This is a genomic window from Aestuariimicrobium sp. G57 (assembly GCF_050110855.1).
Lineage (GTDB): Bacteria > Actinomycetota > Actinomycetes > Propionibacteriales > Propionibacteriaceae > Aestuariimicrobium.
Genome location: NZ_JBNINW010000008.1, coordinates 1 through 23,440 on the forward strand (window position 1 = coordinate 1; position 23,440 = coordinate 23,440).

22 protein-coding genes are annotated in these 23,440 nt (G+C 69.2%); 8 read left to right on the forward strand and 14 right to left on the reverse strand.

The annotated features are described in order from the left end of the window. Nucleotides 1-45 precede the first annotated feature (45 nt). From ACQCX5_RS13980 to ACQCX5_RS13995, 4 genes are all read right to left on the reverse strand, one after another. Entirely contained in the window at nucleotides 46-1,320 is a 1,275-nt protein-coding gene (locus ACQCX5_RS13980) for an IS256 family transposase (protein WP_434541906.1), read from the reverse strand. A gap of 381 nt (nucleotides 1,321-1,701) precedes the next feature. Then, nucleotides 1,702-3,540 carry a DUF2207 domain-containing protein gene (locus ACQCX5_RS13985; RefSeq protein ID WP_434542657.1) on the reverse strand — a complete coding sequence of 613 codons (1,839 nt, stop codon included), beginning with the start codon at nucleotides 3,538-3,540 and terminating at the stop codon, nucleotides 1,702-1,704. A gap of 78 nt (nucleotides 3,541-3,618) precedes the next feature. Further along, the gene (locus ACQCX5_RS13990; protein ID WP_434542658.1) at nucleotides 3,619-5,283 is read right to left on the reverse strand and encodes a phospho-sugar mutase; all 1,665 of its coding nucleotides are present in this window, start codon (nucleotides 5,281-5,283) and stop codon (nucleotides 3,619-3,621) included. Further along, nucleotides 5,280-6,089, reverse strand: a complete 810-nt coding sequence (locus ACQCX5_RS13995) for a purine-nucleoside phosphorylase (protein WP_434542659.1) — start codon at nucleotides 6,087-6,089, stop codon at nucleotides 5,280-5,282. The genes ACQCX5_RS13990 and ACQCX5_RS13995 overlap by 4 nt, the downstream gene beginning before the upstream one ends. Before the next feature lie 72 nt (nucleotides 6,090-6,161). Here ACQCX5_RS13995 and ACQCX5_RS14000 point away from each other — a divergent pair, with 72 nt between their 5' ends. Continuing rightward, nucleotides 6,162-7,580 carry an NAD(P)H-quinone dehydrogenase gene (locus ACQCX5_RS14000; RefSeq protein ID WP_434542660.1) on the forward strand — a complete coding sequence of 473 codons (1,419 nt, stop codon included), beginning with the start codon at nucleotides 6,162-6,164 and terminating at the stop codon, nucleotides 7,578-7,580. Between the two features lie 11 nt (nucleotides 7,581-7,591). On the opposite strand, the gene ACQCX5_RS14005 is transcribed toward ACQCX5_RS14000, so the two are convergent. Both ACQCX5_RS14005 and ACQCX5_RS14010 read right to left on the reverse strand, forming a co-directional pair. After that, complete coding sequence (locus ACQCX5_RS14005; RefSeq protein WP_434542661.1) at nucleotides 7,592-8,326, reverse strand: hypothetical protein; 735 nt, start codon at nucleotides 8,324-8,326, stop codon at nucleotides 7,592-7,594. 105 nt (nucleotides 8,327-8,431) lie between these two features. Further along, nucleotides 8,432-10,231, reverse strand: coding sequence for an acetyl/propionyl/methylcrotonyl-CoA carboxylase subunit alpha (locus ACQCX5_RS14010; RefSeq protein WP_434542662.1), 1,800 nt, complete (start codon nucleotides 10,229-10,231; stop codon nucleotides 8,432-8,434). 153 nt (nucleotides 10,232-10,384) lie between these two features. On the opposite strand from ACQCX5_RS14010, the gene ACQCX5_RS14015 reads away from it, so the two are divergent. From ACQCX5_RS14015 to ACQCX5_RS14030, 4 genes are read left to right on the forward strand one after another with little or no spacing between them, the layout of a single operon-like run. Then, entirely contained in the window at nucleotides 10,385-11,035 is a 651-nt protein-coding gene (locus ACQCX5_RS14015) for a DNA-3-methyladenine glycosylase (RefSeq protein WP_434542663.1), read from the forward strand. A gap of 5 nt (nucleotides 11,036-11,040) precedes the next feature. After that, entirely contained in the window at nucleotides 11,041-12,363 is a 1,323-nt protein-coding gene (locus tag ACQCX5_RS14020; RefSeq protein WP_434542664.1) for a M20/M25/M40 family metallo-hydrolase, read from the forward strand. An 8-nt stretch (nucleotides 12,364-12,371) separates the two neighbouring features. Continuing rightward, nucleotides 12,372-13,118 carry an SGNH/GDSL hydrolase family protein gene (locus ACQCX5_RS14025; protein ID WP_434542665.1) on the forward strand — a complete coding sequence of 249 codons (747 nt, stop codon included), beginning with the start codon at nucleotides 12,372-12,374 and terminating at the stop codon, nucleotides 13,116-13,118. Next, nucleotides 13,115-13,549, forward strand: a complete 435-nt coding sequence (locus tag ACQCX5_RS14030) for a hypothetical protein (protein ID WP_434542666.1) — start codon at nucleotides 13,115-13,117, stop codon at nucleotides 13,547-13,549. Before ACQCX5_RS14025 ends, ACQCX5_RS14030 begins: the two co-directional genes overlap by 4 nt. Here the strand turns inward: ACQCX5_RS14030 and ACQCX5_RS14035 are convergent. Beyond that, entirely contained in the window at nucleotides 13,527-14,666 is a 1,140-nt protein-coding gene (locus ACQCX5_RS14035; RefSeq protein WP_434542667.1) for a serine hydrolase domain-containing protein, read from the reverse strand. The two genes, ACQCX5_RS14030 and ACQCX5_RS14035, sit on opposite strands and share 23 nt — an antisense overlap. Before the next feature lie 78 nt (nucleotides 14,667-14,744). Between ACQCX5_RS14035 and ACQCX5_RS14040 the strand changes: the two genes are divergently transcribed. After that, a complete protein-coding gene (locus ACQCX5_RS14040) occupies nucleotides 14,745-16,268 on the forward strand; it encodes a glycoside hydrolase family 3 N-terminal domain-containing protein (RefSeq protein ID WP_434542668.1) in 1,524 nt (507 codons plus the stop codon). Continuing rightward, nucleotides 16,261-17,184 (forward strand): N-acetylmuramic acid 6-phosphate etherase, encoded by a 924-nt coding sequence (locus ACQCX5_RS14045; protein ID WP_434542669.1) that lies wholly within the window; start codon nucleotides 16,261-16,263, stop codon nucleotides 17,182-17,184. Before ACQCX5_RS14040 ends, ACQCX5_RS14045 begins: the two co-directional genes overlap by 8 nt. A gap of 172 nt (nucleotides 17,185-17,356) precedes the next feature. Here ACQCX5_RS14045 and ACQCX5_RS14050 read toward each other — a convergent pair whose 3' ends face one another. The 4 genes from ACQCX5_RS14050 to ACQCX5_RS14065 all read right to left on the reverse strand — a co-directional run bounded on the left by ACQCX5_RS14050 (nucleotide 17,357) and on the right by ACQCX5_RS14065 (nucleotide 20,684). Next, on the reverse strand, nucleotides 17,357-17,974 hold the full coding sequence (locus ACQCX5_RS14050) for a Maf family protein (protein WP_434542670.1): 618 nt from the start codon (nucleotides 17,972-17,974) through the stop codon (nucleotides 17,357-17,359). A 33-nt stretch (nucleotides 17,975-18,007) separates the two neighbouring features. Further along, nucleotides 18,008-18,745 carry a DUF937 domain-containing protein gene (locus ACQCX5_RS14055; protein WP_434542671.1) on the reverse strand — a complete coding sequence of 246 codons (738 nt, stop codon included), beginning with the start codon at nucleotides 18,743-18,745 and terminating at the stop codon, nucleotides 18,008-18,010. A gap of 113 nt (nucleotides 18,746-18,858) precedes the next feature. Further along, nucleotides 18,859-19,113, reverse strand: a complete 255-nt coding sequence (locus ACQCX5_RS14060) for an acyl-CoA carboxylase subunit epsilon (RefSeq protein ID WP_434542672.1) — start codon at nucleotides 19,111-19,113, stop codon at nucleotides 18,859-18,861. Then, a complete protein-coding gene (locus tag ACQCX5_RS14065; RefSeq protein ID WP_434542673.1) occupies nucleotides 19,110-20,684 on the reverse strand; it encodes an acyl-CoA carboxylase subunit beta in 1,575 nt (524 codons plus the stop codon). Before ACQCX5_RS14065 ends, ACQCX5_RS14060 begins: the two co-directional genes overlap by 4 nt. Before the next feature lie 203 nt (nucleotides 20,685-20,887). On the opposite strand from ACQCX5_RS14065, the gene ACQCX5_RS14070 reads away from it, so the two are divergent. Then, complete coding sequence (locus ACQCX5_RS14070; protein ID WP_434542674.1) at nucleotides 20,888-21,721, forward strand: biotin--[acetyl-CoA-carboxylase] ligase; 834 nt, start codon at nucleotides 20,888-20,890, stop codon at nucleotides 21,719-21,721. Nucleotides 21,722-21,730: 9 nt separating this feature from the next. On the opposite strand, the gene ACQCX5_RS14075 is transcribed toward ACQCX5_RS14070, so the two are convergent. The 3 genes from ACQCX5_RS14075 to ACQCX5_RS14085 form a co-directional block, all read right to left on the reverse strand. Next, the gene (locus tag ACQCX5_RS14075; RefSeq protein WP_434542675.1) at nucleotides 21,731-22,294 is read right to left on the reverse strand and encodes an NADPH-dependent FMN reductase; all 564 of its coding nucleotides are present in this window, start codon (nucleotides 22,292-22,294) and stop codon (nucleotides 21,731-21,733) included. A 108-nt stretch (nucleotides 22,295-22,402) separates the two neighbouring features. Next, complete coding sequence (locus tag ACQCX5_RS14080) at nucleotides 22,403-22,912, reverse strand: PH domain-containing protein (RefSeq protein WP_434542676.1); 510 nt, start codon at nucleotides 22,910-22,912, stop codon at nucleotides 22,403-22,405. 36 nt (nucleotides 22,913-22,948) lie between these two features. Beyond that, on the reverse strand, nucleotides 22,949-23,203 hold the full coding sequence (locus ACQCX5_RS14085) for a hypothetical protein (protein WP_434542677.1): 255 nt from the start codon (nucleotides 23,201-23,203) through the stop codon (nucleotides 22,949-22,951). Nucleotides 23,204-23,440 lie beyond the last annotated feature (237 nt).

A 23,440-nucleotide genomic window follows, 5' to 3' on the forward strand; every position in this document is an offset into this window, starting at 1 on the left:
GAGCTTGTCAAGATGTCTGTGTAAGTGTTGTGGGTCGGGTTGGGTTTAGAGGTGGGCGTTGATGCGGTCGGGGTAGACGAGGGCGAGCTCGCCGAGGGCTGCTTTCCAGCCGGTGACGAGTTGGCCTTCGACGAGCTTGCCTGGGGCCTTGCGTTTGGTGGGGGGCAGGCCTGCTTCCTTGGCGCGTTGCCGGGCCCTCTTGTCCTCGATGTTGCGGATCGCGAGCCAGAGCAGCTTGATCGCGGCGGCGTCGTTGGGGAAGTGGCCGCGGTTCTTGATGATCTTGCGTAGCTGGTAGTTCAGCGACTCGATGCTGTTGGTGGTGTAGATGACCTTGCGCAGCGCGGGCCCGAACGCGAGGAACGGGGTGAACCGGTCCCAGGCGTCTTCCCAGGAGCGGACCGCGGCCGGGTACTTCTTGCCCAGGTTGGAGTCGGCGAACGTGGTCAGCGCCATCAGCGCGGCGTCCTCGTTGGCAGCGGTGTAGATCGGGCGCAGCATCGCCGCGACGGCCTTGCGGTCGCTGTAGGACACGAACCGCATCGAGGCCCGGATCAGGTGGACCACGCAGGTCTGGACCAGCGCCCCGGACCAGGTCGCCTCGATCGCCTCGGGGAAACCGGTCAGTCCGTCGCAGCAGACGATCAGGACGTCCTTGAGGCCGCGGTTGGCGAGCTCGGCGCACACGCTCGCCCAGAACCTCGCACCCTCGGAGGCCTGGACCCAGATGCCCAGGACGTGCTTGACCCCGTCCATGTCGACACCGACGCCGATGTGCGCGGCACGGTTGGCCACGTGCGCGCCGTCGCGGATCTTGACCACCAGCGCGTCGAGGTAGATCACCGGGTAGAACCCCTCCAGCGGGCGGGTCTGCCACGCGGTGACCTCCTCGGCCACGGCGTCGGTGACCTTGCTGATCGTCTCGTGCGACAGCTCGGTGCCCAGCGTCGCCTCGAGGTGGTGCTGGATGTCACGGATCGTCATCCCGCCGGCATACAGGGAGATGATCATGTCCTCCAGCCCGCCCAGCCGCCGGCTGCCCTTGGGGACCAGCTTCGGGGCGAACGTGGAGTTGCGGTCCCGCGGCTGGTCCAGGGCGATGTCGCCGATCTCCGACCCGACGGTCTTGGGCGTGGTCCCGTTGCGCGAGTTGCCCGACCCGTGCCCGGCCCGGTCGCCCCTCTCGTACCCGAGATGGTCGCTCAACTCGGCGTCCATCCCGCGCTCGAGGACGGCCTTGATCATCTCCGGCAGGAAACCGCCCTCACCGGTCAGCGCAACGCCACGCTCGTCCGTCGCGGCCATCAACTTGTCGAGCATGTCGTCGTCGAACAGCTCCCGCCGCAGCTTCCGAGCCTCCGGCTCAACCCCGGAATCCTTCTTCGGATTGGTCATGGTCACAGTCAATCTCCTTCAAGTAGGGAGACCCTCACTTACACAGACCATCTGACACGTCCCGGCCCCACACCCCGGCACCCCCAGTGGACCAGCACGGGCTCGTCCACCCGGTCTGCCTGAGGTGGCGGAACCTGCACTCGTGACACCAGCGTCACCACCGCAACCCGAACCCGCGCCGCCGGCTGCAGAACTGGCACCAGTGCCAGTTCCGCAACATCACCCCCCACCCGGTGTCCGGCCCAGAGCTGGACGAGGCAACCGCCCGGCCCTAACCCCTGGACCGACCCCGTCCGGCCCCGCAGCTCACCAGCCGCCGCCACCACCGCCGCCGGCGCCGCCACCACCGCCAAAGCCCGATCCAGAACTCGACTGGTTCGCCGCATTGACCGACGACTGCATGGCCGACTGCATCGACTGCGTCACAGAATTCACGGTCGAGGCAATGCCGTACATGTACCCATGCCCGTAGGCATTGCCGACATACCACGAGGTATCGCCGTAGTAGCGGCCCTCGGCGGCCAGCTTCTCGAAGATCCTGGCCCACCGGTCGGCCACCCCGAAGGCGATCGCATAGGGCAGGTAGCGCGAGAAGACATCGATGTCCTCTTCGAACCTGATCTGCTCTGCGTCGGCCGTCTTCAGGTAGAGCTCGAATCCCTTTGCCTCGGCATACACCGCCGAGCCTGCCGGCGTGCGTGAGGGGATGCGTCCACTCAGGACCATCAACACGACACCTGCGACGACCACGCCCAGCGGCACGATGCCCCAGCCCACCAGTCCACCCAGGAACATCAACCCGCCGCCGGCCAGCACCAGCAGCATGCCCGCCAGCACCGCCACTGTCCGCGCGGTGTTCGGGTTCTCGCGGAACCACTTCTTGGGTTCCGTCGAGACGGTCCGGTACAGGTTCGCCTGGGCCTCCATGAAGACTTTGCCGCGCTTGTCCTTCTTCAACTGTTCCGTGGTGACCACCCGCGCCCCGCTGAACAGCCCGTTCAGCAGCTGCGTCTCGACACTGTTCAGCTGGTCACGCCCGGGCGTGCGGTGGTAGATCTGGTTCTTCGGGTCGCTCTGCTCGATCTTCACGTGCCCACGCACCGCCAGGTCGATCAGCGTTGCGGTGACATCCTTGAGGTCGGCCTTCTCGTCGACCAGGGTGCCCACCTCACCGGGTGTGGCCCCCTTCGGCGGGCGGAACGCCACCGCCACGGTCTCGTTACGCCGGTTGACGACAGGCGCCGACTGCCCAGCGAGCGGCATGGTGCCGGGGGTCAGCCCCGCCCACGCCTTGTCAGCGCCCCTGCGCCGGACGAGCACGCCGACGCCACCAATGGCTGCGGCGCCCACGACGCCGGCGCCACCGAGGGTCACCGGGGTGACCGGGAACATGTTGCCGACGTGGTAGCGCTTGGTGGTGCGGAACTCGGCATTGGTGAACGTGCCCACGGGGTATCCGGCGACCACCTGCAGGCCCTGGCCCTTGGCCAGCCGGTCACGCTGCCACACCATGGTCGTCGAGGGGGCGGGTGCCTCGCACTCGGTCTGGTACGAGCTGCCCCACCAGCAGGCGGTGCGCCGTGGCTCGGCCGGGCTCTTCAACGTCACCTGCACATTCGACATCGGCACCTGCCACGCGTTGCCCACGGCATTCCAGTTGAACTCGTCCATCTTCGAGGTCGGGTGGTCGGGGTAGAGGATGCCATGCACCGTGTACGTGATGCGGTAGTTCTGCACACCCCGGAAGGTACGTCCCTCAGTGCCGAGGCGCAGCAGCATCGCGCCGTTCTCGTGGGTGATCTGCTGGGCAACGTTGGCGCCGGTGCCGCTGCTGACCGAGATGATCTTCGTGTCGAGCATGCGCCAGACGTCGGGGTCATCGAGTCGTTGGCGCTCGACCAGCACGATGAACGGCCCGTGGCCGGGGTCATTGGCGAAGTCGAAGTCCATGTCGATCTCGACGGTGGTGGTGCCGCCGTCCTTGGACGGGGTCGCGGTGACGTGGTACTTCGAGATCCGCCACGATGAGGGCGTGTCATCCTCGGCATGGGCGGTGGGGACGGCCGCGACCGACCAGCCCACTGCAAGCAGAAGGGCCGCCAGGCCCAGCACGAGACGCCGAACAGCACTGCGCAGGTCGTTCATGCATCAAGGCTAGTCCGCAGCCGTGGCACCCGGATCAGCCGCACGGATGAATTGCGCACCTGCCGCGGCCCCGCCGCTTCAGGCCTCGACCCCCAGCACGGCGGCGACCTCGCCGCGCAACCGCGTCAGGTCGGCGTCCACCTCGGCCCTCGCCGCGGCCAGGTCAGCCTGCGCTGCCTGGGCCGTGCCGCGCACCTCGAGGTAGCACTTGAGCTTCGGCTCGGTGCCCGAGGGGCGCACGACCAGGTGCAGCCGTCGTCCCGAGATCTCGACCGCGTCGGTGGGCGGCAGGTGCGAGCCCGGCGCCGGCGTCGACAGGTCGACCACCTCGACCGGCTCGTCCAGCAGCATGCTCGGCGGGTTGGCCCGCAGCCGGGCCATCGCCTCACCGATCAGCGACAGGTCGGTCACCCGCACCGTCAGCGGCCGGGTGGCGTGAACCCCGAACCGGCGCGTGATCTCGTCGAGCCGGTCGGCGACCGTGAGCCCTTCGGCCCGCAGGCCCGCGACCAGCCGCAGCACGTTGACCAGCGCCGTGATGCCGTCCTTGTCGGGCACCCGTGCAGGGTCGGTGCAGTAGCCGATGGCCTCTTCGTAGCCATAGGCCAGCCCGGGCACCCGCCCGATCCACTTGAAACCGGTCAGCGTCGTGGTGAAGTCGCGTCCGGCGGCAGCGGCCATTCGCCCCAGCAGCGTGGACGAGACCACCGAGTTGGCGTAGACACCTTCAACACCCCGGCGCAGGAAGTCATCGCCCAGCAACGCACCCAGCTCGTCGCCGCTGAGCATGCGCCAGCCGCCGTCGACCCTGGCCGCCACCGCACACCGGTCGGCATCGGGGTCGTTGGCCACGACCACGTCGACGTCGTGCTCGGCCGCGAGCGCCAGCGCCAGGTCGATGGCCCCCGGCTCTTCGGGGTTCGGGAACGCCACCGTCGGGAACGCCGGGTCGGGCTCATCCTGCTGCGCCACCGCGATGCCCTGGGCGAACCCTGCGGCCGCCACCGCCCGGGTCACCACCCGCGCCCCGACGCCGTGCATCGCCGTGTACACCCAGCGCACGTCGCGCGGCGCGCCCGCGGGCACGATCTCGGCGCAGCGTTGCACGTAGCCGGTGACCAGTTCGTCACCCAGCAGCGTGAAGTTCTCGTCGTGATCGATGTCGTCGAGCGGACGCTGCGCAACCTCGTCGATGCAGGCGGCGATCTCGGCGTCGGCCGGCGGCACGATCTGTGAGCCGTCGCCCAGGTAGACCTTGTAGCCGTTGTCCTGAGGCGGGTTGTGCGAGGCCGTGACCACGACAGCCGCGACGCAGTCGAACAGCCCGATGCCGAACGCCACCACCGGCGTCGGGGTGGGCTGGTCGGTCAGCAGGGCCTCGAAGCCGGCAGCCTGCATGATCTCGGCGGTGTCGCGGGCGAAGATGTCGGAGTTGTAGCGCGCGTCATATCCGATCACCACCCGGCCACCCTGCTTGCCCTGCCGCTGCAACCACAGCGCGAACCCGGCTGCCGCCTGCTGCACCACCACCCGGTTCATGCGGTTCGGGCCGGGGCCGAGCGCTGCCCGCAGCCCGGCGGTGCCGAACGTGAGGCGCCCGGCGAAGGAGTCGGCCAGCGTGGCCAGGGCATCGTCCTCGCCTGCCCGCGCGCGGTCGACGAGCTGGTCGAGTGCGGCCGCGGTCGCCTCGTCCGGGTCTTGCGCGCGCCACGCCTGCGCGGCGCGGAAGAGTGCGTCGTTCACAGCACACCCACCAGGTCGCGCACCAACCCAGCGAGCCGCGGGGCCGCAGCCTCACCGGCGGCGATCACCTCGGCATGGTCGAGCGGTTGGTCGGTCACGCCCGCGGCCGCGTTGGTCACCAGCGAGATGCCGAGCACGTCCATGCCGGCTTCGCGGGCAGCGATCGCCTCGAGCGCGGTCGACATGCCGACCAGGTCGCCACCGAGCACGCGCGCCATGCGCACCTCGGCGGGGGTCTCATACTGGGGGCCACGGAACTGGACGTAGACGCCGGTGGGCAACGAGGGGTCAACCTGCTGGGCGAGCGCGACCAGCGCCGGCGTCCAAGTGGTGCTCATGTCGATGAACGTGGGGCCGTGCAGCGGCGAGGCGCCGGTCAGGTTGATGTGGTCGCTGATGATCACCGGCTGACCGGGGGCCCATGCGGGGTTCACCCCGCCGGCCCCGTTGGTGAGCACCAGTGTCGTGACGCCCAGTTCGGCGGCGGTGCGCACCCCGTGGACGACCGCGTCGACACCGCGTTCCTCATAGAAATGCGTGCGGCCCGTGAAGACCAAGGCGGTCTTGCCGGTGGGGGTGGTCAACACCAGCAGTCGTCCACCGTGCCCGGCGACAGCCGGGATGTGGAAACCGGGCAGGTCGCCCAGCGGCAGGTCTGCAACCGGCGTGCCGAGCTGGTCGGCCCCGGACTTCCAACCGGAGCCGAGCACGAGCGCCAGGTCGGCGGACGCAGTGCCTGCTTGGGTGCGAATCTGGGCGGCGGCCTCGAGGGCCAGGGAGGTGGGGTCGTCGACGGTGGCGTTCACATCACCACTCTAGGGCGCTGACAAGGCTGGCGAGACACTTTGGGGGCGCTGTCCTGTGACAGAATGAGGGCCGTGACCAGCGTGGTGATTCTTGGTGGTGGACCCGGCGGCTACGAGGCAGCACTGGTGGCTGCACAGCTGGGCGGGCAGGTGACCCTGATTGAACGTGATGGGCTCGGCGGTGCGGCCGTGCTCACCGACTGCGTCCCGTCCAAGACGCTGATCGCGACCGCCGAGGTGATGAGCAGCCTGCGACGCGCCGACGAACTCGGCCTGCGCATCGTCTCGAACGGGGACGATTCGGTGCTCTCGAGCATCCAGGTGGACCTGGCCCGCATCAACCAGCGGGTCATGGACCTCGCGAGCGCGCAGAGTCGCGACATCACCGCCAAGCTGACCGCGCAGGGCATCCGCCTCATGAACGGCAATGGGCGCCTCGACGGCACCGAACGGGTAGTGGTGCAGCACGCGAACGGGACGGTCGAGTCGATCGACGCCGACATCATCCTGGTGGCGACGGGGACGACGCCGCGCGAACTGCCGACCGCGAAGTGCGACGGCGAACGCATCCTCAACTGGAAGCAGGTCTACGGGCTCACGGAACTGCCGAAGAAGCTGATCGTCGTCGGCTCGGGTGTGACCGGTGCCGAATTCGCCAGCGCCTATGACGAACTCGACGTCGACGTGGTGCTGGTCTCGTCGCGCGACAAGGTGCTGCCGGGCGAGGACGCCGATGCGGCCGAAGTGCTGCAGGACGTCTTCGAGCGCCGCGGCATGCAGATCCTGTCGCGCTCCCGGGCGGTGGCCGCCACCCGCGACGGTGACGAGGTCGTTGTCACGCTTGAGGACGGCCGCGAGGTGCGCGGGTCGCACTGCCTGATGGCGGTCGGGGCCACGCCCAACACCGCCGACATGGGGCTCGAGCAGGCCGGCGTCGCGCTGACCGCGAGCGGGCACATCGTGACCGACCGGGTCTCGCGCACCAGCGCGCGCGGCGTCTACGCAGCTGGTGACTGCACCGGCGTGTTTGCGCTCGCCTCGGTCGCCGCCATGCAGGGGCGCATCGCCATGTGGCACGCACTCGGCGACGCGGTGGCACCGCTTGACCTCAAGCGGGTCAGCTCAAACGTGTTCACCACCCCCGAGATCGCCACAGTCGGCATGAGCCAGGACGAATGTGACAAGTCAGAATTGCGCATCGCCCAGATCACGCTGCCGCTGTTCACCAATGCCCGCGCCAAGATGCAGGGTCTGCGAGACGGATTTGTGAAGCTGTTCTGCCTGCCCGTGACGGGCATCATCGTCGGCGGTGTCGTGGTGGCGCCGCACGCCTCAGAACTGATCCACCCCATCGCCGTGGCCGTGGGGGAGCGGCTGACCGTTGACCAGTTCAGCCACGACTTCACCGTCTACCCGTCGCTGTCGGGCTCGATCGCCGAGGCTGCGCGCCAATTGCACACCCACGACCAGATCGCCGACCTGACGGTCTAGGTGTTGCGGGTCTAGGACGCCTGCTGCCCGGCGTCGGGTGGGGTGACGGACTCACCGAGGCTGGGGAACGCCGTCTGGGCCTCGCGCCCGCTGGAGGAGTCGAGCCACGTGCGGTACCAGCCCCGGGCCCACGGCCGCACCGGCGAGCCGGCCTCCCACCAGGCCACCCGCGCGCCATCACGGGCGACGGTGCGCGAATAGGGGCTCGCCCCGGACCGCAGGCGCTCGGCGTCGGCGTCACAGCTGGGTACGCGCACCGACGATCCCGACGACGCCGTCCAGGCCACGACGGTCGAACTGGGGCCATGGTTGGGGTTGAAGAAGCAGGGTGGGCGGGTGCCGGGCAGGGCCTCGCCACTCACGCGGGCGGTGATCAGGCACAGCCCGCGACGGATGTCGGCCAGGGTGGCAGTGACGGCCTGTACGGCGGCCGGGTTCTCGGCTGCTGCCAGGTCGCCGGCCAGGCCGTCCGCCAGCCCGTTGAGGTGGGTGAGTTCCTGGTCGAGGTTCGCGGCGAGGTCGTTGTCGCCGAGATCGCGCACCGTGTCGATGAGCACTGGTTGGGCGTTGAGGTCGCTGTGCACCAGCGCGAGGTCTGCCTCGGCCAGCGACCGCGCGAGGGCAAGATCGTCATGCGGGCCGACCAGTTCATGTTCGGCCCGCATCTCTTGGCGTCGATACGCCACCAGGACGGCGGCAAGGCCCACCAATCCCAGCAACATCACGCCGAAAAGCACACCAGGCACAACCGCCAGTCTGAACGATCCCGGTCCCACAGGACAACCCCCTGGGTCGTTCTCACACGGTATTCACAGATTGACTGTGAATACCGCGTGAAAACTGAAATTTCCTCAGGATTCGGCGAGTGCGCCGTCCGCGATCTCGCCATCGACGATCTCGCAGAGCAACTGCCCGTTCGTGACGCTGGTGCCGGCCTCGACCGACAGCGCCTTGATGAAGCCCGTGCGGTGGGCATTGATCGGCTGTTCCATCTTCATGGCCTCGAGCACCACGACGAGCGCGCCTTCTTCGACCCGGTCGCCTTCAGCGACTGCGGTCTTGACGATGGTGCCCTGCATGGGTGCCACCAGCGAGTTGCCCGACGGGGCCGCCACCTTCGCGCCACCACGGTCGCGCTTGGTCGGCTTCTTCGTCTTGGCGGGGGCGGCACCGCGCGAGGCCACCAGGTCACCCGGCAGCTTCACCTCGATGCGTCGACCGTTGACCTCGACGGGCACGATGCGGGGCTCGACGCTGTCCTCGTCCTCACCCAGCAGGCCCGAGTAGGGGGCGATCTGGTTGTCGAACTCGGTCTCGATCCAGCGGGTGTGCACGCCGAACGTGCCGTCGGCCGCGGTGTAGGCGGGGTCGTTGATCACGGCCTGGTGGAACGGCACCACCGTGGGCATGCCGTCGATGACCAGTTCACCGAGCGCGCGGCGTGAGCGCTGCAGCGCCTCGCCGCGGTTCGACCCCGTGACGATGACCTTGGCGACCAGCGAGTCGAAGGTGCCCGGCACGGTCATGCCGGCGTGGTAGCCCTCGTCGACGCGCACGCCGGGGCCGGTGGGGGCATGCCATGTCAGCAGCGTGCCGGGGGCCGGCATGAAATTGCGGCCCGCGTCCTCGGCGTTGATGCGGTACTCGATCGAGTGGCCGCGGATCACCGGGTCGTCGAAGCCGAGCTCTTCGCCGGCCGCGATGCGGAACTGCTCGCGCACCAGATCCAGGCCGGTGACCTCTTCAGAGACGGGATGCTCGACCTGCAGGCGGGTGTTCACCTCGAGGAACGAGATGAGGCCGTCCTGGGCGACGAGGAACTCGCACGTGCCGGCGCCGATGTAGCCGGCTTCGGTGAGGATGGCCTTCGACGACGAATAGAGCGTGGCCAGCTGCTCATCGGTCAGGAACGGGGCCGGGGCTTCTTCGACCAGCTTCTGGTGGCGGCGCTGCAGCGAGCAGTCGCGGGTCGAGACGACCACGACATTGCCGTGGGCATCGGCCAGGCACTGGGTCTCGACATGGCGCGGCTTGTCGAGGTAGCGCTCGACGAAGCATTCGCCGCGGCCGAACGCGGTGACGGCCTCACGGGTGGCCGACTCGAACAGCTCGGGCACCTCGTCCATGGTGCGGGCGACCTTCAGGCCGCGACCGCCGCCGCCGAAGGCAGCCTTGATCGCAATCGGCAGGCCATGCTGCTCGGCGAACGCGATCACCTCGTCGGCTCCGGCGACCGGGTCGGGGGTGCCGGGCACCAGCGGCGCGCCCACCTTGAGCGCGATGTGGCGGGCCTTCACCTTGTCGCCGAGTGCGTCGATGGCGGCAGGCGGCGGGCCGATCCAGGTGAGCCCGGCGTCGATGACCGCCTGGGCGAACTGGGCGTTCTCGGCGAGGAAGCCGTAGCCGGGGTGGATGGCGTCAGCGCCGGAGCGCTCGGCGACGCCGAGGATCTTGGGGATGTTCAGGTAGGTCTCGGCCGGGGTGGCGCCCTCAAGCGAGAAGGCCTCGTCGGCCATCTTGACGAACAGCGACTTGGCATCCGTGTCTGCGTAGATGGCGACCGAGGCAATGCCGGCGTCGCGAGCGGCGCGGATCACGCGTACGGCGATCTCGCCCCGGTTGGCAATCAAAACCTTGCTGATGGCACCCATGTGTGGACCTCCACTCAACCCGAGCTCGGGGAGGCAACCGTCGTTGGTCGCCTGCTGGGATTCTAAATGGCGCCCATCCATCAGACCCCGGCATTGGACGCCGCTGGACGCGCAATCGTTGTGAAATGCCTCACAATCTTGCACAATGCAGGGATGTCCGACGCAACCCTGTTCGACCGCGACCTGCTCGCCCACCCCTCGATCGAGGTGGCGCCGCTGCTGTTGGGTGCCCGACTGACCTCGACCATCGACGGCGAACGGGTGGTTGTCGAGTTGACCGAGGTCGAGGCCTACCAGGGGGCGGACGACCCGGGCTCGCATGCCTACCGCGGCAGGACGGCGCGCAACGAGGTGATGTTCGGTGAGGCCGGGCACCTCTATGTCTATTTCACCTATGGCATGCACTGGTGCGCGAACATCGTGACCGACCGGCCGGGCGTGGCCTCGGGCATCCTGCTGCGCGGTGGACGCGTGGTCGCCGGTCTCGAGGCGGCCAGACGACGGCGTCCGGCGGCGAGGACCGACCGTGACCTGGCCCGTGGACCGGCGAGGTTGGCGTCCGCGCTCGGGATCGACAGCGCCCAGCTGGGGCACGACGTGGCGCTGCCGCCGGTGCGACTCGAAGTGGGTACCCCGCTCGACCCCGCCGTCATCAGCACCGGCCCGCGGGTCGGTGTCGCCGGCCAAGGTGGTGACCCGGTCGCCTTTCCCTGGCGGTTCTGGATCACGGGTGATGCGGGTGTCTCGGTGTACCGTCCGGCGGCCCCGCGCCGCAGGGGTGAGGGCAGGCGTGTGCGACAGTGAATGCCGTGCAGACCCCCGCCGTCGCGACCACGCTGGCCACCCTGATCCGTTTCGCCCCCGTGAACCACGGGGGTGGCCGCAGCGACGGTGAACGCGCCATCGCCGAATGGATCGCCGACCAGCTGCGGGCGGCCGGGTGGGCGCCGCTGCTGTTGCACCGTGCCGGTGGGCGTGACCGACTCAACGTGGTGCTGCGGGTGCCCGGGGCTGACCGCAGCCTGCCGGGCCTGCTGGTGCATGCCCACACCGATGTCGTGCCGGTCGAACCCGACCAGTGGACGGTGCCGCCGTTCGAGGGGCTGGTGCGTGCTGGCTATGTGTACGGCCGTGGGGCCATGGACATGCTCGGCACTGTCGCCGTCCTGGTCGAGACCCTGGTGGCGTGGGGCCGGGATGGCACCCGCCCACGCCGCGACGTGCTGTTCTGTTTCGTGGCCGATGAAGAGGACGCCGGGCACTGGGGCGCGGAATGGTTGGTGGGTGAGCACCCCGAGCTGTTCGAGGGCATCGAGGTCGCGATCGGCGAAGAGGGCGGCATGGGCGAGCTGATGCCGCACCGTGACGGCAGCACCCGGCGCGTCTACACGATCCAAGCCGGTGAACGCGGCACCCAGCACATCGCACTGACGGCGCGTGGCGATTCCGGCCACGGGTCGAGGCCCACCGGTGACGACGCCATCACGAGGCTGCTGCACGCCCTGGTGCGCATCAGCGACCACGAGTGGCCGTTGGCCGTCGGCGACGTCGTGCGGGGGCAGTACGAGGGCCTGGCTGCGGCGCTCGGGTTCACCGTCGACATCACCGACGAGGCCAGCATGCTGGCGCTGGTCGACCACCTGGGTCCGTTGGCAGGGCCCATGCGCTGGACGATCCGGCCCTCGGCCACACCGACGGTGGTGCAGGCCGGCTACAAGATGAACGTGGTCCCCGGCCAGGCCAGTGCCCAGGTCGACGTGCGCTGCCCGCCCGGCACGGTTGACCTGGTCGATGCGACGCTGCATGAGCTCATCGGGGACGGCGTCGAGTGGCACTACCTCGTCAACGGGGCGCCGCTCGCCTCGCCCACCAGCGGGCCCTGGTGGCAGGCGATGTGCGCCACGATCATGGCCCACGACCCCGCAGCGGTGGTCGTCCCCGGGTGCATGGGCGGTGGCACCGACGCCAAGGCGTTCGCCACACTCGGCATCACGACCTATGGGTTCACGCCGGCGCCGCCGGATGCCAGTGGCCGTTTTGCTGCGGGTTACCATGGAAGCGATGAGCGCTATCCGGTGGCCTCGCTCGTCGGGGCCCAGACGATGATGCGCCACTTTCTGGCAACAGTCTGAGGTACTGAATGAACATCTGGGGACTCGCAGGGGCAGCCGTCGGCATGGCCGGGCTGGCTGTGGCCGGCACCAACTTCGTGCGTGGGCGCATGGCCATCCAGTCACATGTGAAGGTCTATGCCGAGCACTGGGGGCTGCACCCCGACGAGGCACCAGACGATGCGCTGCGCTATGTGGCGCTCGGCGATTCGGCGGCCCAGGGCGTGGGTGCCTCGAGCGTCGACAAGAGCTATGTGTCGCTGCTGGGCGCCAGGCTGGCTGAGCAGTCGGGTCGTCCGGTCGTGATCACGAACCTGTCGGTCTCGGGCGCGGCCAGCGACGACCTGGTGCGCGACCAGCTCGACAAGTTCGAGAAGCTGCCGTTCGAACCCGACCTGGTCACCATGGCGATCGGTGGCAACGACGTGGTCTTCCCGCGGTGCACCCTCGACTCGTTCACCACCTCGATGAACACCATCCTGGGTGCCCTGCCCGCCGGCAGCTATGTCGGCGACGTGCCGTGGTTCACGGTGCCGGGGCTCGCCCAGCAGTCGACGAAGATGGCCCAACGGGCCGCCGAGTTGGTCGAGGGGTCCGACCATCACCTCGTGCCGATCCACCACGCTTCGCGTGAACTCGGCTACCTGAAGTACTTCAGCAATGTGGCGGGCGACCTGTTCCACCCCAACGACATCGGTTATGCCAAGTGGGCGCGGGTGTTCTGGCAGGTCATCGAGCAGACCTCGGGACTCGAGCGGTGGGTGCGCGCCGCGTGACCAGCCGTACCCGGCGCCCGGCCCCGATCATGGGGGCGGTCGCCATGGTGGCGCTGTCCGGGCTGGTGCTGTCGGGTTGTGCAGCCGCCGATTCGCAGGCGACGTCGAGCACCCATGCCGTGGCGACCAGCGCCCCGGCAGGCGGGCAACTGTTGCGTGAGCGGGGCATCGTCCACGGGCCGGCCGGCTTTTCACTGCCGGCCCGGGTGACACCGACCCGGGTGATCGACCAGCCGAACGTGGTGACGCTGGTGTTCCGGCCGGACGATGCACAGGCCGTGCTCGACTGGTTGTTGACCCACGGCGCGGGCATGGGCATCCAGGGCGTCGAGACCGGCAACGGTTCGATGGTCTTCACCGTGCAGGGCTGGGACGGCGGGTTCACGACCTCGACAGAGATCGCGGGGCTCACGCTGCGCCGGCAGCAGTAGCCAGCGCCGCCGCGCAGACCTCGGCCCGCAGCCGGTGCACCTGGTCGTCGCGGCGTCGCGGGTGCACCCGGTTGGCCAGCACCACCACTGACAGTTCGCGGTCCCTGTCGACCATGATCGAGGTGCCCGTGAACCCCGTGTGCCCCACGGCGGATGCGCTGCCCATCCAGTCCTGGCCGATGCGCAGCCCCAGCGAGTGGCCCCACGGGGCATCGGCCTCGTCGGCCAGGGGTCGTCCAAGAATGCCCGGCAGGGCATTGGCGACCAACGCCTCGCTGCGGCACGGCAGTTCGTCGGTGCGCAGCGCCTCGGCGAACGTCGCCAGCGCATCGACCGTGCCGAACAGCCCGGCGTTCGCACAGCGTCCGCCGAGCGCCCACGCCGTTTCGTCATGGACGATGCCCTGGACCACGCCACGACCGAACTCGGGCTCGTACTCGGTGGCGGCCACCGGACCGGCTGGCGAGAACGCGATGCCGGCGGACAGGTCGAGCGGGGCCAGCACGAGGTCTTCGACCAGGTCGCCCCATTCCCGGCCGGTCACGGTCTCGGCCAGCGCCATGGCGGTGTTGTAGCCGACGCAGGAGTACTGCCAGGCCGTCGCGGGGGAGTGGTCGAGCGGCAGCTGCAGCAGGTCGTCGAGCAGGTCATCGCGGGTGCGCCCGGGCGCGGCCGAGGTCTCGACATCGACGGCACCGAACCAGCCCATCCAGGTCGGGGGCAGGCCGGCGGTGTGGGTGAGCAGCATCCGCAGGGTGATGCGCTGCCGGTCGGGGTTGGTGGCGAATGACGGCAGGTGTGTCGCGATGGGCTCGTCGAGGTCGAGGCGGCCCGATTCGACCAGCGACAACAACGTGACGGCTGAGAAGACCTTGGTCACCGAGGCCAGGTCGAACCAGGTCAGCGCATCGGCGGCGACAGGGTTGGCGATCAGTCGTCCGCCCACCGGCGTGGCGGTGCCGTCGGGGTCGTGCTCGATGCGGCCCAGCACCCCGGCGCCGACACGCGCCAGCGTGCGTCCGGACTGCTTGACCACCACGGCGGCCGCGCTGCACCACTGGTCGTCAATTGCCCGCTCGACACGGTCGAGCACCACTTGCTGCAGGTCAGCTGCCATGGGACGACCCTAGCCGGTCGCTCAGGCAACCCGACCGCGGGTCTGGTGGCGGCAGGTGATTTCGCTAGTGTCGGCAGCATGAAACCTGCGGCAGCGTTGCCCGACCTCACCGATGACCAGCGCGCGGCGGCCCTGGGTGTGCTGATGCCCGGATTCGCCGGCACGAGCGTGCCCGCCTGGCTCGCAGCCCACGTGCGTGACGGGCTCGGCGGGGTGTGCCTGTTCGCGATGAACACCCCCGACATCGTCACGACGCGGGCACTGTGCGACGAGTTGTCGGCGCTCAACCCTGACCTTTGCATCACGACCGACGAAGAGGGTGGCGACGTCAGCAGGTTGCAGGCCGCCACCGGCTCGTGGCTGCCCGGCAACGAGGCGCTCGGGGCGCTCGACGATGCCGCGGTGACCCGCAGCGTCGGTGCCGCCATCGGGTCGCTGGTGCGGGCCGCGGGGGTGCACCTGACGATCGCTCCGGTGCTCGATGTCGCCTCGAACAAGCACAACCCGGTGATCTCGGTGCGGGCGTTCGGTGCCACGCCCGACCTGGTCGCCCGCCACGGCCGGGCCTTCATCGACGGGCTGCACCAGGCCGGTGTCGGCGGCTGCGCCAAGCACTTCCCGGGGCACGGTGACACTGCCGTCGACTCGCATGTGGGGTTGCCGGTCATCGACGTCGCGCAGGCGGTGCTGGCCGACCGCGACGTCGCTCCCTTCGCGGCGGTCGCCGATGCGGTCGATGCGGTGATGACGGCCCACATCGTGGTGCCCGCCCACGGGCCGCACCCGGCGACGCTGTCGGCCTGGGCCTATGACCTGCTGCGCAGCACCGGTTTCGACGGCCCCGTGATCACCGATGCGCTGGGCATGGCTGCGATCGCCGCCGGCGACGCCGACCACAGGGCGGGCATGGGCGAGGGCTGCGTGCGTGCCCTGGAGGCCGGCGCCGACCTGCTGTGCCTCGACGCGCCCCAGAACCGTGATGGCGAAGACCAGTTCGCCGAGGCCTACGCTGCCATCGGTGCGGCGTTGCTGTCGGGCCGGTTGTCGGTCGAACGGCTGCGGGCATCGGCCGGGCGCACCAGGGCATGCGTGCGGACGATCACGGCGCGGCCGGGGTGGCGTGCCGATGCCCCGGCCGACCTCGGTGCGATCCGCGACCTGGGTGACCGCGTCGCCGTTGCGGCCCTGGCCGTCACCGGCGACGTCCTCGTCCGCAACCGGGGCTGGCTGGTCGACCTGCGACGATCGACGAACTGGGCCGCCGGCGACCTGGGCTCAGTGGTGCTCGACACCCTCAACGAGGCCGCCGACGCCGCCGGGACGCCGCGGTTCACCCCGATCACCGCCTCGCACGTGCGCGAGGTGCCCGCCGATGACACGGTGGTGGTGGTCACCCGGCAGCCGTTGGTCGACGGGCACGAGTCGGCGGGGCTCGAGTCGCTGCTCGCGCTGCGTCCGGACGCCGTGGTGCTGCACACCGGCATGGCCCATGCGGCGCCCGCGGCCCGCCATGTGGTCTGCACGCACGGGTTGGGGCTGCCGAACCTGCGCGCCGCCGCCGCAGCACTGCAGAATCGAGGCAAGGATGGCAGGCATGACTGAGCAGCTCACCTGGAGCACCGAACAGCGCAACCCCGACACGATGGCCATCGACACCCTGCCGAGCGAGGGCATCGTCGAACTGGTCGTGGCCGCCGATGCCGGCGTGGCCGCCGCGGTGGCGGCACAGACGGCGCACATCGCTGCGGCGGTTGACCTGGCGGTGGCGGCGCTGTCGGCGGGCGGGCGCATCCACTATGTGGGGGCCGGCACGTCGGGGCGCCTCGGTGTGCTCGACGCCGTCGAGCTCTACCCGACCTACCGCGCCGGCGATGAGACCGTGGTGGCGCACCTGGCCGGTGGGCTCGACGCGATGATGCGTGCTGCCGAGGGTGCCGAAGACGACGTCGACGCCGGTGCCGCGCTGGTCGACGACGCTGGGGACCACGACCTGTTCGTCGGTATCGCCGCCAGCGGGCGCACGCCGTTCGTGCGCGGCGCGCTCGAGGCGGCCCGTGCGCGTGGGTTGGCGACGGTGCTGGTGGCCAACAACCCGGCCGCGCCGATCGCCGAGTTCGCCGACGTGGCGGTGCTCGTCGACACCGGCCCCGAGGTGGTCACCGGGTCGACGCGGATGAAGGCGGCCACCGCCCAGAAGATGGTGCTCAACACGTTCTCGACGGCCACGATGATCCGGCTGGGGCGCACGTACGAGAACCTCATGGTCAACGTGGTCGCCACCAACGCCAAGCTCGAGAAGCGCATGGTCAAACTGGTGGTGCAGGCCGCGGGGGTGGACGAGGCACTCGCCGAGCGACTGGTCAGTGAGGCGGGCGACCTGCGCGTGGCCGTCATCGCGGCGCTGTCGGGTGCTGAGGTCGTCCAGGCCCGTGCGGCGGCGGAGCAGTTCGGCCCCGACCCGCAACGGCTGGGCGACCCGTCGGGCATCCGGGCCGCGGTGGCGGCGTTGCAGGGCTGAGGTCGCGGCAGCGTCGTCCGGTTTGCCTGCTGGCGGGAAGTTTGCCGCCCGGCGCCGCACGGCAAAGTTCCCGTCGTGGGGCACGGTTCCCATGGGGCGGCAAACACTGGCGTTGGACGAGGCCCCGGCGCGGCCCTTCAGCAGCCAGCGCTCGTCCACGAACGCCGCAGGTTCAGTCGAGCGCGACCTTTGCCCACAGCGTCTGCCATGGCACCCCGAGGTCGAGCAGCATCTGGCGCACCAGCGGCAACGAGATGCCGACCACGTTGTGGGGGTCGCCCTGCATGCTGGTGACGAAGGCGCCGCCGTAGCCGTCGGTGGTGAAGCCGCCGGCGACGCGCTGCGGTTCGCCGGTGGCGGCATAGGCGGCGATCTCGGCGTCGGTGAGGTCGGCGAAGGTCACGACAGTCGAGGCGAGCCGGTTCATGGTGCGTGGTGCCCCCACCTCGTCCCAGACGGCCACGAAGTGGCCGGTGTGCAGCACACCGCGCTGGCCGCGGATGCGGTACCAGTGAGAGATGGCGGCCTCGGCAGTGCCGGGCTTGCCGTGCACCTGGCCGTTGAACTCCAGCACGGAGTCGCAGGCGATGAGCGCCGTCGGGGCGGTGATGGCCAGCCGCTCCATCACCGATTCGGCCTTCAATTGCGCGAGCACCTGGGCCAGGTCGCTGGGCTTGTCGGCGGTGACCGCGTCTTCATCGATGCCCGAGACGATGATCTCGGGACGCAGACCGGCCCGCCGGAGGGTCTCCTTGCGGGCCGGTGACTTGGAAGCGAGGATCAGGCGCACAGGGGCACCTTAGCCGCTCGTCGGGACTGCGGTTCAGCGCCCGCCGAAGATGCCCCCCAGGATGTCGCCGATGATGCCGCCGCCCTGCTGCTGCGTGGGCTGCTGCTGCGTGGATCGCTGCTGCTCGGAGCCCGCGCCGGGGTCCATGGTGAGGCCGCCGTCGCCGGTCCCGGGGGTGTTGAAGGTGCCGCCACCGGTCTGGGGCTGGGTCTGGGGCTGCTGCTGGGTCTGGGTGGGCTGCTCGGGCTGACCACCGCCGAGGATGCCGCCGCCCAGGATGCCGCCGAGGATCTGGCCCAGGATGCCGCCACCACCCTGCTCGCCCTGGCCGCCACCGGCCTGGTCGAGCACATCGCCCTTCTTCTTGGTGATCTGCTGGGCGATGTAGGCCAGCACGATCGGGGCCAGCAGCTTCAGCAGCTTGCCCATCATGCCCTGGTCGATGCCGGCAGCCTGCGCGCCGCCGAATTGGGCGATGCCGGCTTCAGCGTTGTCGCCGAGCACATGGCCCACGATGGCCTCGCCGTCCCGGGTGTCGACGTCGTCCAGGTTGACCTGGCCGCCCTCGAACAGGTTCGAGGCGGCGTGGTCGCTGAGTGCGCCGGCCAGCGAGGCTTCGCCACCGCCCGCCTGCACGTTCTGGTGCATGCCGCCGACCAGCGCGCGGATGGCCTGGGCCGCACCGGCCTCGGCCGTGGCGGGGTCGGTGCCCAACTGGGCCGCGAGCTGCTGGGTGTCGATCTGGCTGAGGATTTCGGATTCGAGGCTCATCGGTGTGCTCCTTGGCTGCGAACGAACATGGATTGAGCCCAATCTGGCACACAACGCCGTGGTGCCGGGCCGAAACCGACCCGGCACCACAGCAGTTCTGCAGCGTTGCTGCCTCAGTTGCGGGCTGTCCACGCCCCGAACCCGGGGCGGTGGTCGCGGCGCAGCGTGCGCCAGTAGGACGACCAACCCCCGGCCACCGGACGGTCCTTGGCAGCCTGCGGGTTCGGCAGCGGCGCCGTGACCACGCTCAGCACGGCGATCGCCGCCGCCAACTCGTCATCGGTGGGGTTGCCCTTGGCCACGCCGATGGGCTTCTGCGCGGGCGGGGTGGTCTGCTCGGTGTCGTCCATGATGTCCTTCCCGATCACAGCGGAATGTTGCCGTGCTTCTTGGGCGGCAGCGTCTCGCGCTTGTTGCGCAGCAGGCGCAGCACGCGGATGATTTCGGCGCGGGTCTCGTGTGGGTAGATCACCTGGTCGATGTAGCCGCGTTCGCTGGCGACGTAGGGGTTGGCGAGTTCATCGTTGTACTCCTGGACAAGCTCGGCGCGGCGGGCGGTCGGGTCGTCCATCTCGGCAAGTTCGCGCTTGTAGAGGATGTTGACCGCACCCTCGGCACCCATGACGGCGATCTGGGCGGTCGGCCAGGCCAGGTTGACATCGGCACCAAGGTGCTTGGAGCCCATGACGTCATACGCGCCGCCGTAGGCCTTGCGGGTGATGACGGTGACCAGAGGCACGGTGGCCTCGGCATAGGCATAGATCAGCTTGGCGCCGCGGCGGATGATGCCGTTGTACTCCTGGTCGGTGCCGGGCAGGAAGCCGGGGACGTCGACGAACGTCAGCACGGGGATGTTGAAGGCATCACAGGTGCGGATGAACCGCGCGGCCTTCTCGGACGCGTTGATGTCGAGGCAGCCGGCAAAGACCTGCGGCTGGTTCGCAACCACGCCGATCGGGCGGCCCTCGATGCGACCGAATCCGCAGATGATGTTGCCGGCGTAGAGCTCCTGCACCTCGAGGAACTCGTCATCGTCCAGCACCGTCTCGATGACCGTGCGCATGTCATAGGGCTGGTTCGGCGAGTCGGGAATGATCGTGTCGAGCTGGCGGTCGTGGTCGGTGATCGTCAGGTCGACCTCGGCGTCCTCATAGATCGGGGGCTCTTCGAGGTTGTTCTGCGGCAGGTAGCTGAGCAGGTCGCGCACGTATTCGAGGGCGTCGCGCTCGTCGGCGGCCAGGTAACTGGCAGTGCCCGACTTCGTCGAGTGGGTGCGGCCGCCGCCCAGTTCTTCGAGGGTGACGTCTTCACCGGTGACGGTCTTGATGACGTCGGGGCCCGTGATGAACATCTGCGAGGTCTGGTCGACCATGACGATGAAGTCGGTCAGTGCGGGGGAGTAGACATGCCCACCGGCCGCCGCACCCATGATCAGGCTGATCTGCGGGATCACGCCCGAGGCGTGGGTGTTGCGACGGAAGATCTCGCCGTACAGGCCGAGCGAGACCACGCCTTCCTGGATGCGGGCACCGCCGCCCTCGTTGATGCCGATCAGCGGGCAGCCGGTCTTGATGGCGAAGTCGATGATCTTGACGATCTTCTCGCCGTAGACCTGGCCCAGCGCGCCCCCGAAGATGGCGACGTCCTGGCTGAACACGCAGACCGGGCGGCCGTGCACCGAACCCATGCCGATGACCACGCCGTCACCGTAGGGGCGCTTCTTGTCCATGCCGAAGGCGGTCGAACGGTGGCGAGAGAACTGGTCCAGTTCAGCGAACGATCCCTCGTCCAGCAGGGCGAGCACCCGCTCCCTCGCGGTCATCTTGCCCTTGGCATGCTGCTTCTCGACGGCGGCCGGTGAGGCGGCATTGACTGCTTCGTCGATGCGGCGCCCCAGGTCGGCAAGCTTGCCGGAGGTGGTGTGGATGTCGATGTCCATGACGTGACCTTAGCTTTGGGGCAGCAGCGTGGACGAGCTGATGTGCAGCGATGGAACAGAGTTGCTGCACGCTTGTGAGAAATATCTCAACATCGAGAGAGTTTCGGTTCAGTCCGGCGCGGCACCCGGGTTGATCTGGCGCCAATCCGCACGCCGACACTGGCCGGGCGCTGTGATCGCCATCGGGCAACTACTCTGATCCCATGCCCGCCACCCCACCCGCCGATGCCGCCGCGATCACTGCACTGCTGTCCGGCAGCCGCAACGTGTGGCACGTCATCCGCACCACCCCCGAGACGGGCTCGACCAATGCCGACGTGGCCACCCTCGCGTCGACCGCTGCGGACGAGGGCCTCGTCCTCATCGCTGAACACCAGACCAGCGGCCGGGGCAGGCTCGACCGCACCTGGACGGCGCCGCCGGGGTCATCGCTGGCCATTTCTGCGTTGCTGCGCCCCGGCCGTCCGTTGCAGGACTGGACCTGGCTGCCGCTGCTGACCGGACTGGCGGTGAGCCGGGCCGTCCGACGGGCGGCACCCACGCCAGAACTGGCCAATCGCGTGCTGGTGAAGTGGCCGAACGACGTGCTGGTGACCGACGCGGCCGGGCCCGGCGTGCCGGGCAAGCTGTGCGGCATCCTGCTGGAGCGCCACGAAACGCCAACCGGGCCTGCGGCCATCATCGGGCTCGGGCTCAACATCGACCTCGCCCCGGACGACCTGCCCGTGCCCACCGCCACCTCTCTGGCCGGTGTCGGCTTTGATGCCGACAAGAACCGCATCGTGGCCGCGCTGCTCGACGAACTGGCCGAGCTGTACGGGCTGTGGCAGCGCCGGGGCCACCTGGTCGAGGCCTACCAGCGCGAATGCGGCACCATCGGCCAGCAGGTGCGGGTCGAACTGAGCCCCACCCAGTCGGTGCACGGCACCGCGACAGGCGTGGACGAGCAGGGCCGACTGCTGGTGCGTACGCCGGACGGGCTGCAGGCGTTCTCGGCCGGTGACGTGTACCACCTGCGTCCGTCCGGGTCGCAGTAACAGGCAGGACTACTTCGGCGGCAGCACCTGCATCACGCGGCGGGCGTGCTCGTCGAACTCGGCCATGAACGCCGCCAGGAAGTCACGGCTGGCGTCGTTGGCGTTGCCATCAGCGTCGATGAGGTCGTCGGTGAAGTGGATGTAGGCCTCGGGCGCAGTCATCAGGCGGGCATTGCAGAAGGCCATCACGGCGCGCAGGCTCTGCTGGGCCACGGCGGTGCCGATCACGCCGATCGAGGCGCCGATGATGGCGGTCGGCTTGTGGTCAAACGAGTTCTGGCCCCACGGGCGGCTGGCCCAGTCGATGGCGTTCTTGAGGGCGCCGGGGATCGAGCGGTTGTACTCGGGGGTGACGAACAGGATCGCCTGGGCCGAGGCGACGGCGTCCTTCAGCGCGCGGCCCTCGGCCGGGTAGTCGGCGTCGTGGTCGGGGGAGTACAGCGGCAGGTCCTTGATCGGGATCTCGAAGAACTCGACCCCCTCGGCGCCGAGCTTGACCAGGGCTTCGGCGAGCTTGCGGTTGATCGAGGTGCTGGACAGGCTGCCAACGAAATAGCCAACGCGGTACGACATGGAACAACTCCTCACTGAGCAGGTTGCCGGCGGCGGGCCGTCGCGCGGTGACTCAAGCGTAGGACCGCGCCACTGCTGGTGGAGGGGAGTCGTCGAAGGTGACCTGGGTCACTCGTCCCGGTCGAGTTCGCGTTCCTCCGGATCGCCGAAGAGCAACTCGGTCATCTGCACGTGCACGCGCTCGACATCGGGCACATCAGGCAGGGTCACGGGCGTCTCCGCGGCCGTGGTGAAGACCAGCGAGCCGCAGCCCAGCATGCGGTCGGTCAGGCTGCGCTCGTAGCTCACGTTGTTGATACGGCGCAGGGGCAGGTCGTGGCCGACCTTGTTGAAGACGCCCTTGCGGGTGATGATGCGCCGGTTCGTCATGGTGTAGGTGGTGGTGTTCCAGCGCGCGAACGGCACGAGCACCAGGGCAACCAGCGCGACCAGGGCGACCGCGATGAGCGCCCACGTGCCCCAGGGGTTCCAGGACGCCGGGATGAAGGCGAGCCCGACGCCGAGCGCGGCGGCGATGACAATGAGCCACATGGCCGGGAAGATCAGGGCCTTCGGGTGGGTGCGCATGTGCCGCACCACATGCTCGCCGTCGCCGAGCAACTTCGGGTCAAATCCCATGGGGCCAAGTCTGGCACGGTCGGGGCCGAGCCGGCGTCAAGGAAGCAGGCCGATGGGCGATCCGTCGGCCCGCACAAACCGCCGCGAGCCCAGTGGCTCGGCCAGGGTGAACCGGCTGTGGATCAGGGTACCGACCGGGGCCTGGTCCTTGCCCTGGTCCGGGTCTGGTGGGGCGTACGCGCGCAGGGTCACCGTGTCATTCGTCGCGGTCACAGTGAGCCGCACCTGCATTCCCTGGTAGCCATCGACGTAGGCAGTCCAATCGCGTTGCTGCCCTGCGACGTTTCTCACCTCGAACTCCTTCTCGGACGGCGTGCAGGCGCTCGCCGCGGTGAGGGGGAGGAAAGTTGCTGCCAGTACCGCTCGTCGAGGAATCATGGTCACTCCGATGGGGCGAATGCCGCGATGGCTGGTCTGCCGAGAGTAGGCAGCGGAAGGACGCAAGTCAAGGGGGGCGGCGAGACTGATGTGAAGTCCCCGGACCTGAGTTGGACCTCTCGGGCGTGATGTCGCTGCACCACGCCGGGT

What these genes read in the sequence shown, in the direction of transcription:
- ACQCX5_RS14015 (WP_434542663.1), top strand. Translation starts at nt 10,385, where the DNA reads ATGTCCGACGCAACCCTGTTCGACCGCGACCTGCTCGCCCACCCCTCG.
- ACQCX5_RS13980 (WP_434541906.1), bottom strand. Translation starts at nt 1,320, where the DNA reads ATGCTCGACAAGTTGATGGCCGCGACGGACGAGCGTGGCGTTGCGCTG.
- ACQCX5_RS14065 (WP_434542673.1), bottom strand. Translation starts at nt 20,684, where the DNA reads ATGGACATCGACATCCACACCACCTCCGGCAAGCTTGCCGACCTGGGG.
- ACQCX5_RS14025 (WP_434542665.1), top strand. Translation starts at nt 12,372, where the DNA reads ATGAACATCTGGGGACTCGCAGGGGCAGCCGTCGGCATGGCCGGGCTG.
- ACQCX5_RS14010 (WP_434542662.1), bottom strand. Translation starts at nt 10,231, where the DNA reads ATGGGTGCCATCAGCAAGGTTTTGATTGCCAACCGGGGCGAGATCGCC.
- ACQCX5_RS14035 (WP_434542667.1), bottom strand. Translation starts at nt 14,666, where the DNA reads ATGGCAGCTGACCTGCAGCAAGTGGTGCTCGACCGTGTCGAGCGGGCA.
- ACQCX5_RS13985 (WP_434542657.1), bottom strand. Translation starts at nt 3,540, where the DNA reads ATGAACGACCTGCGCAGTGCTGTTCGGCGTCTCGTGCTGGGCCTGGCG.
- ACQCX5_RS14055 (WP_434542671.1), bottom strand. Translation starts at nt 18,745, where the DNA reads ATGAGCCTCGAATCCGAAATCCTCAGCCAGATCGACACCCAGCAGCTC.
- ACQCX5_RS14075 (WP_434542675.1), bottom strand. Translation starts at nt 22,294, where the DNA reads ATGTCGTACCGCGTTGGCTATTTCGTTGGCAGCCTGTCCAGCACCTCG.
- ACQCX5_RS14070 (WP_434542674.1), top strand. Translation starts at nt 20,888, where the DNA reads ATGCCCGCCACCCCACCCGCCGATGCCGCCGCGATCACTGCACTGCTG.
- ACQCX5_RS14045 (WP_434542669.1), top strand. Translation starts at nt 16,261, where the DNA reads ATGACTGAGCAGCTCACCTGGAGCACCGAACAGCGCAACCCCGACACG.
- ACQCX5_RS14040 (WP_434542668.1), top strand. Translation starts at nt 14,745, where the DNA reads ATGAAACCTGCGGCAGCGTTGCCCGACCTCACCGATGACCAGCGCGCG.
- ACQCX5_RS14080 (WP_434542676.1), bottom strand. Translation starts at nt 22,912, where the DNA reads ATGGGATTTGACCCGAAGTTGCTCGGCGACGGCGAGCATGTGGTGCGG.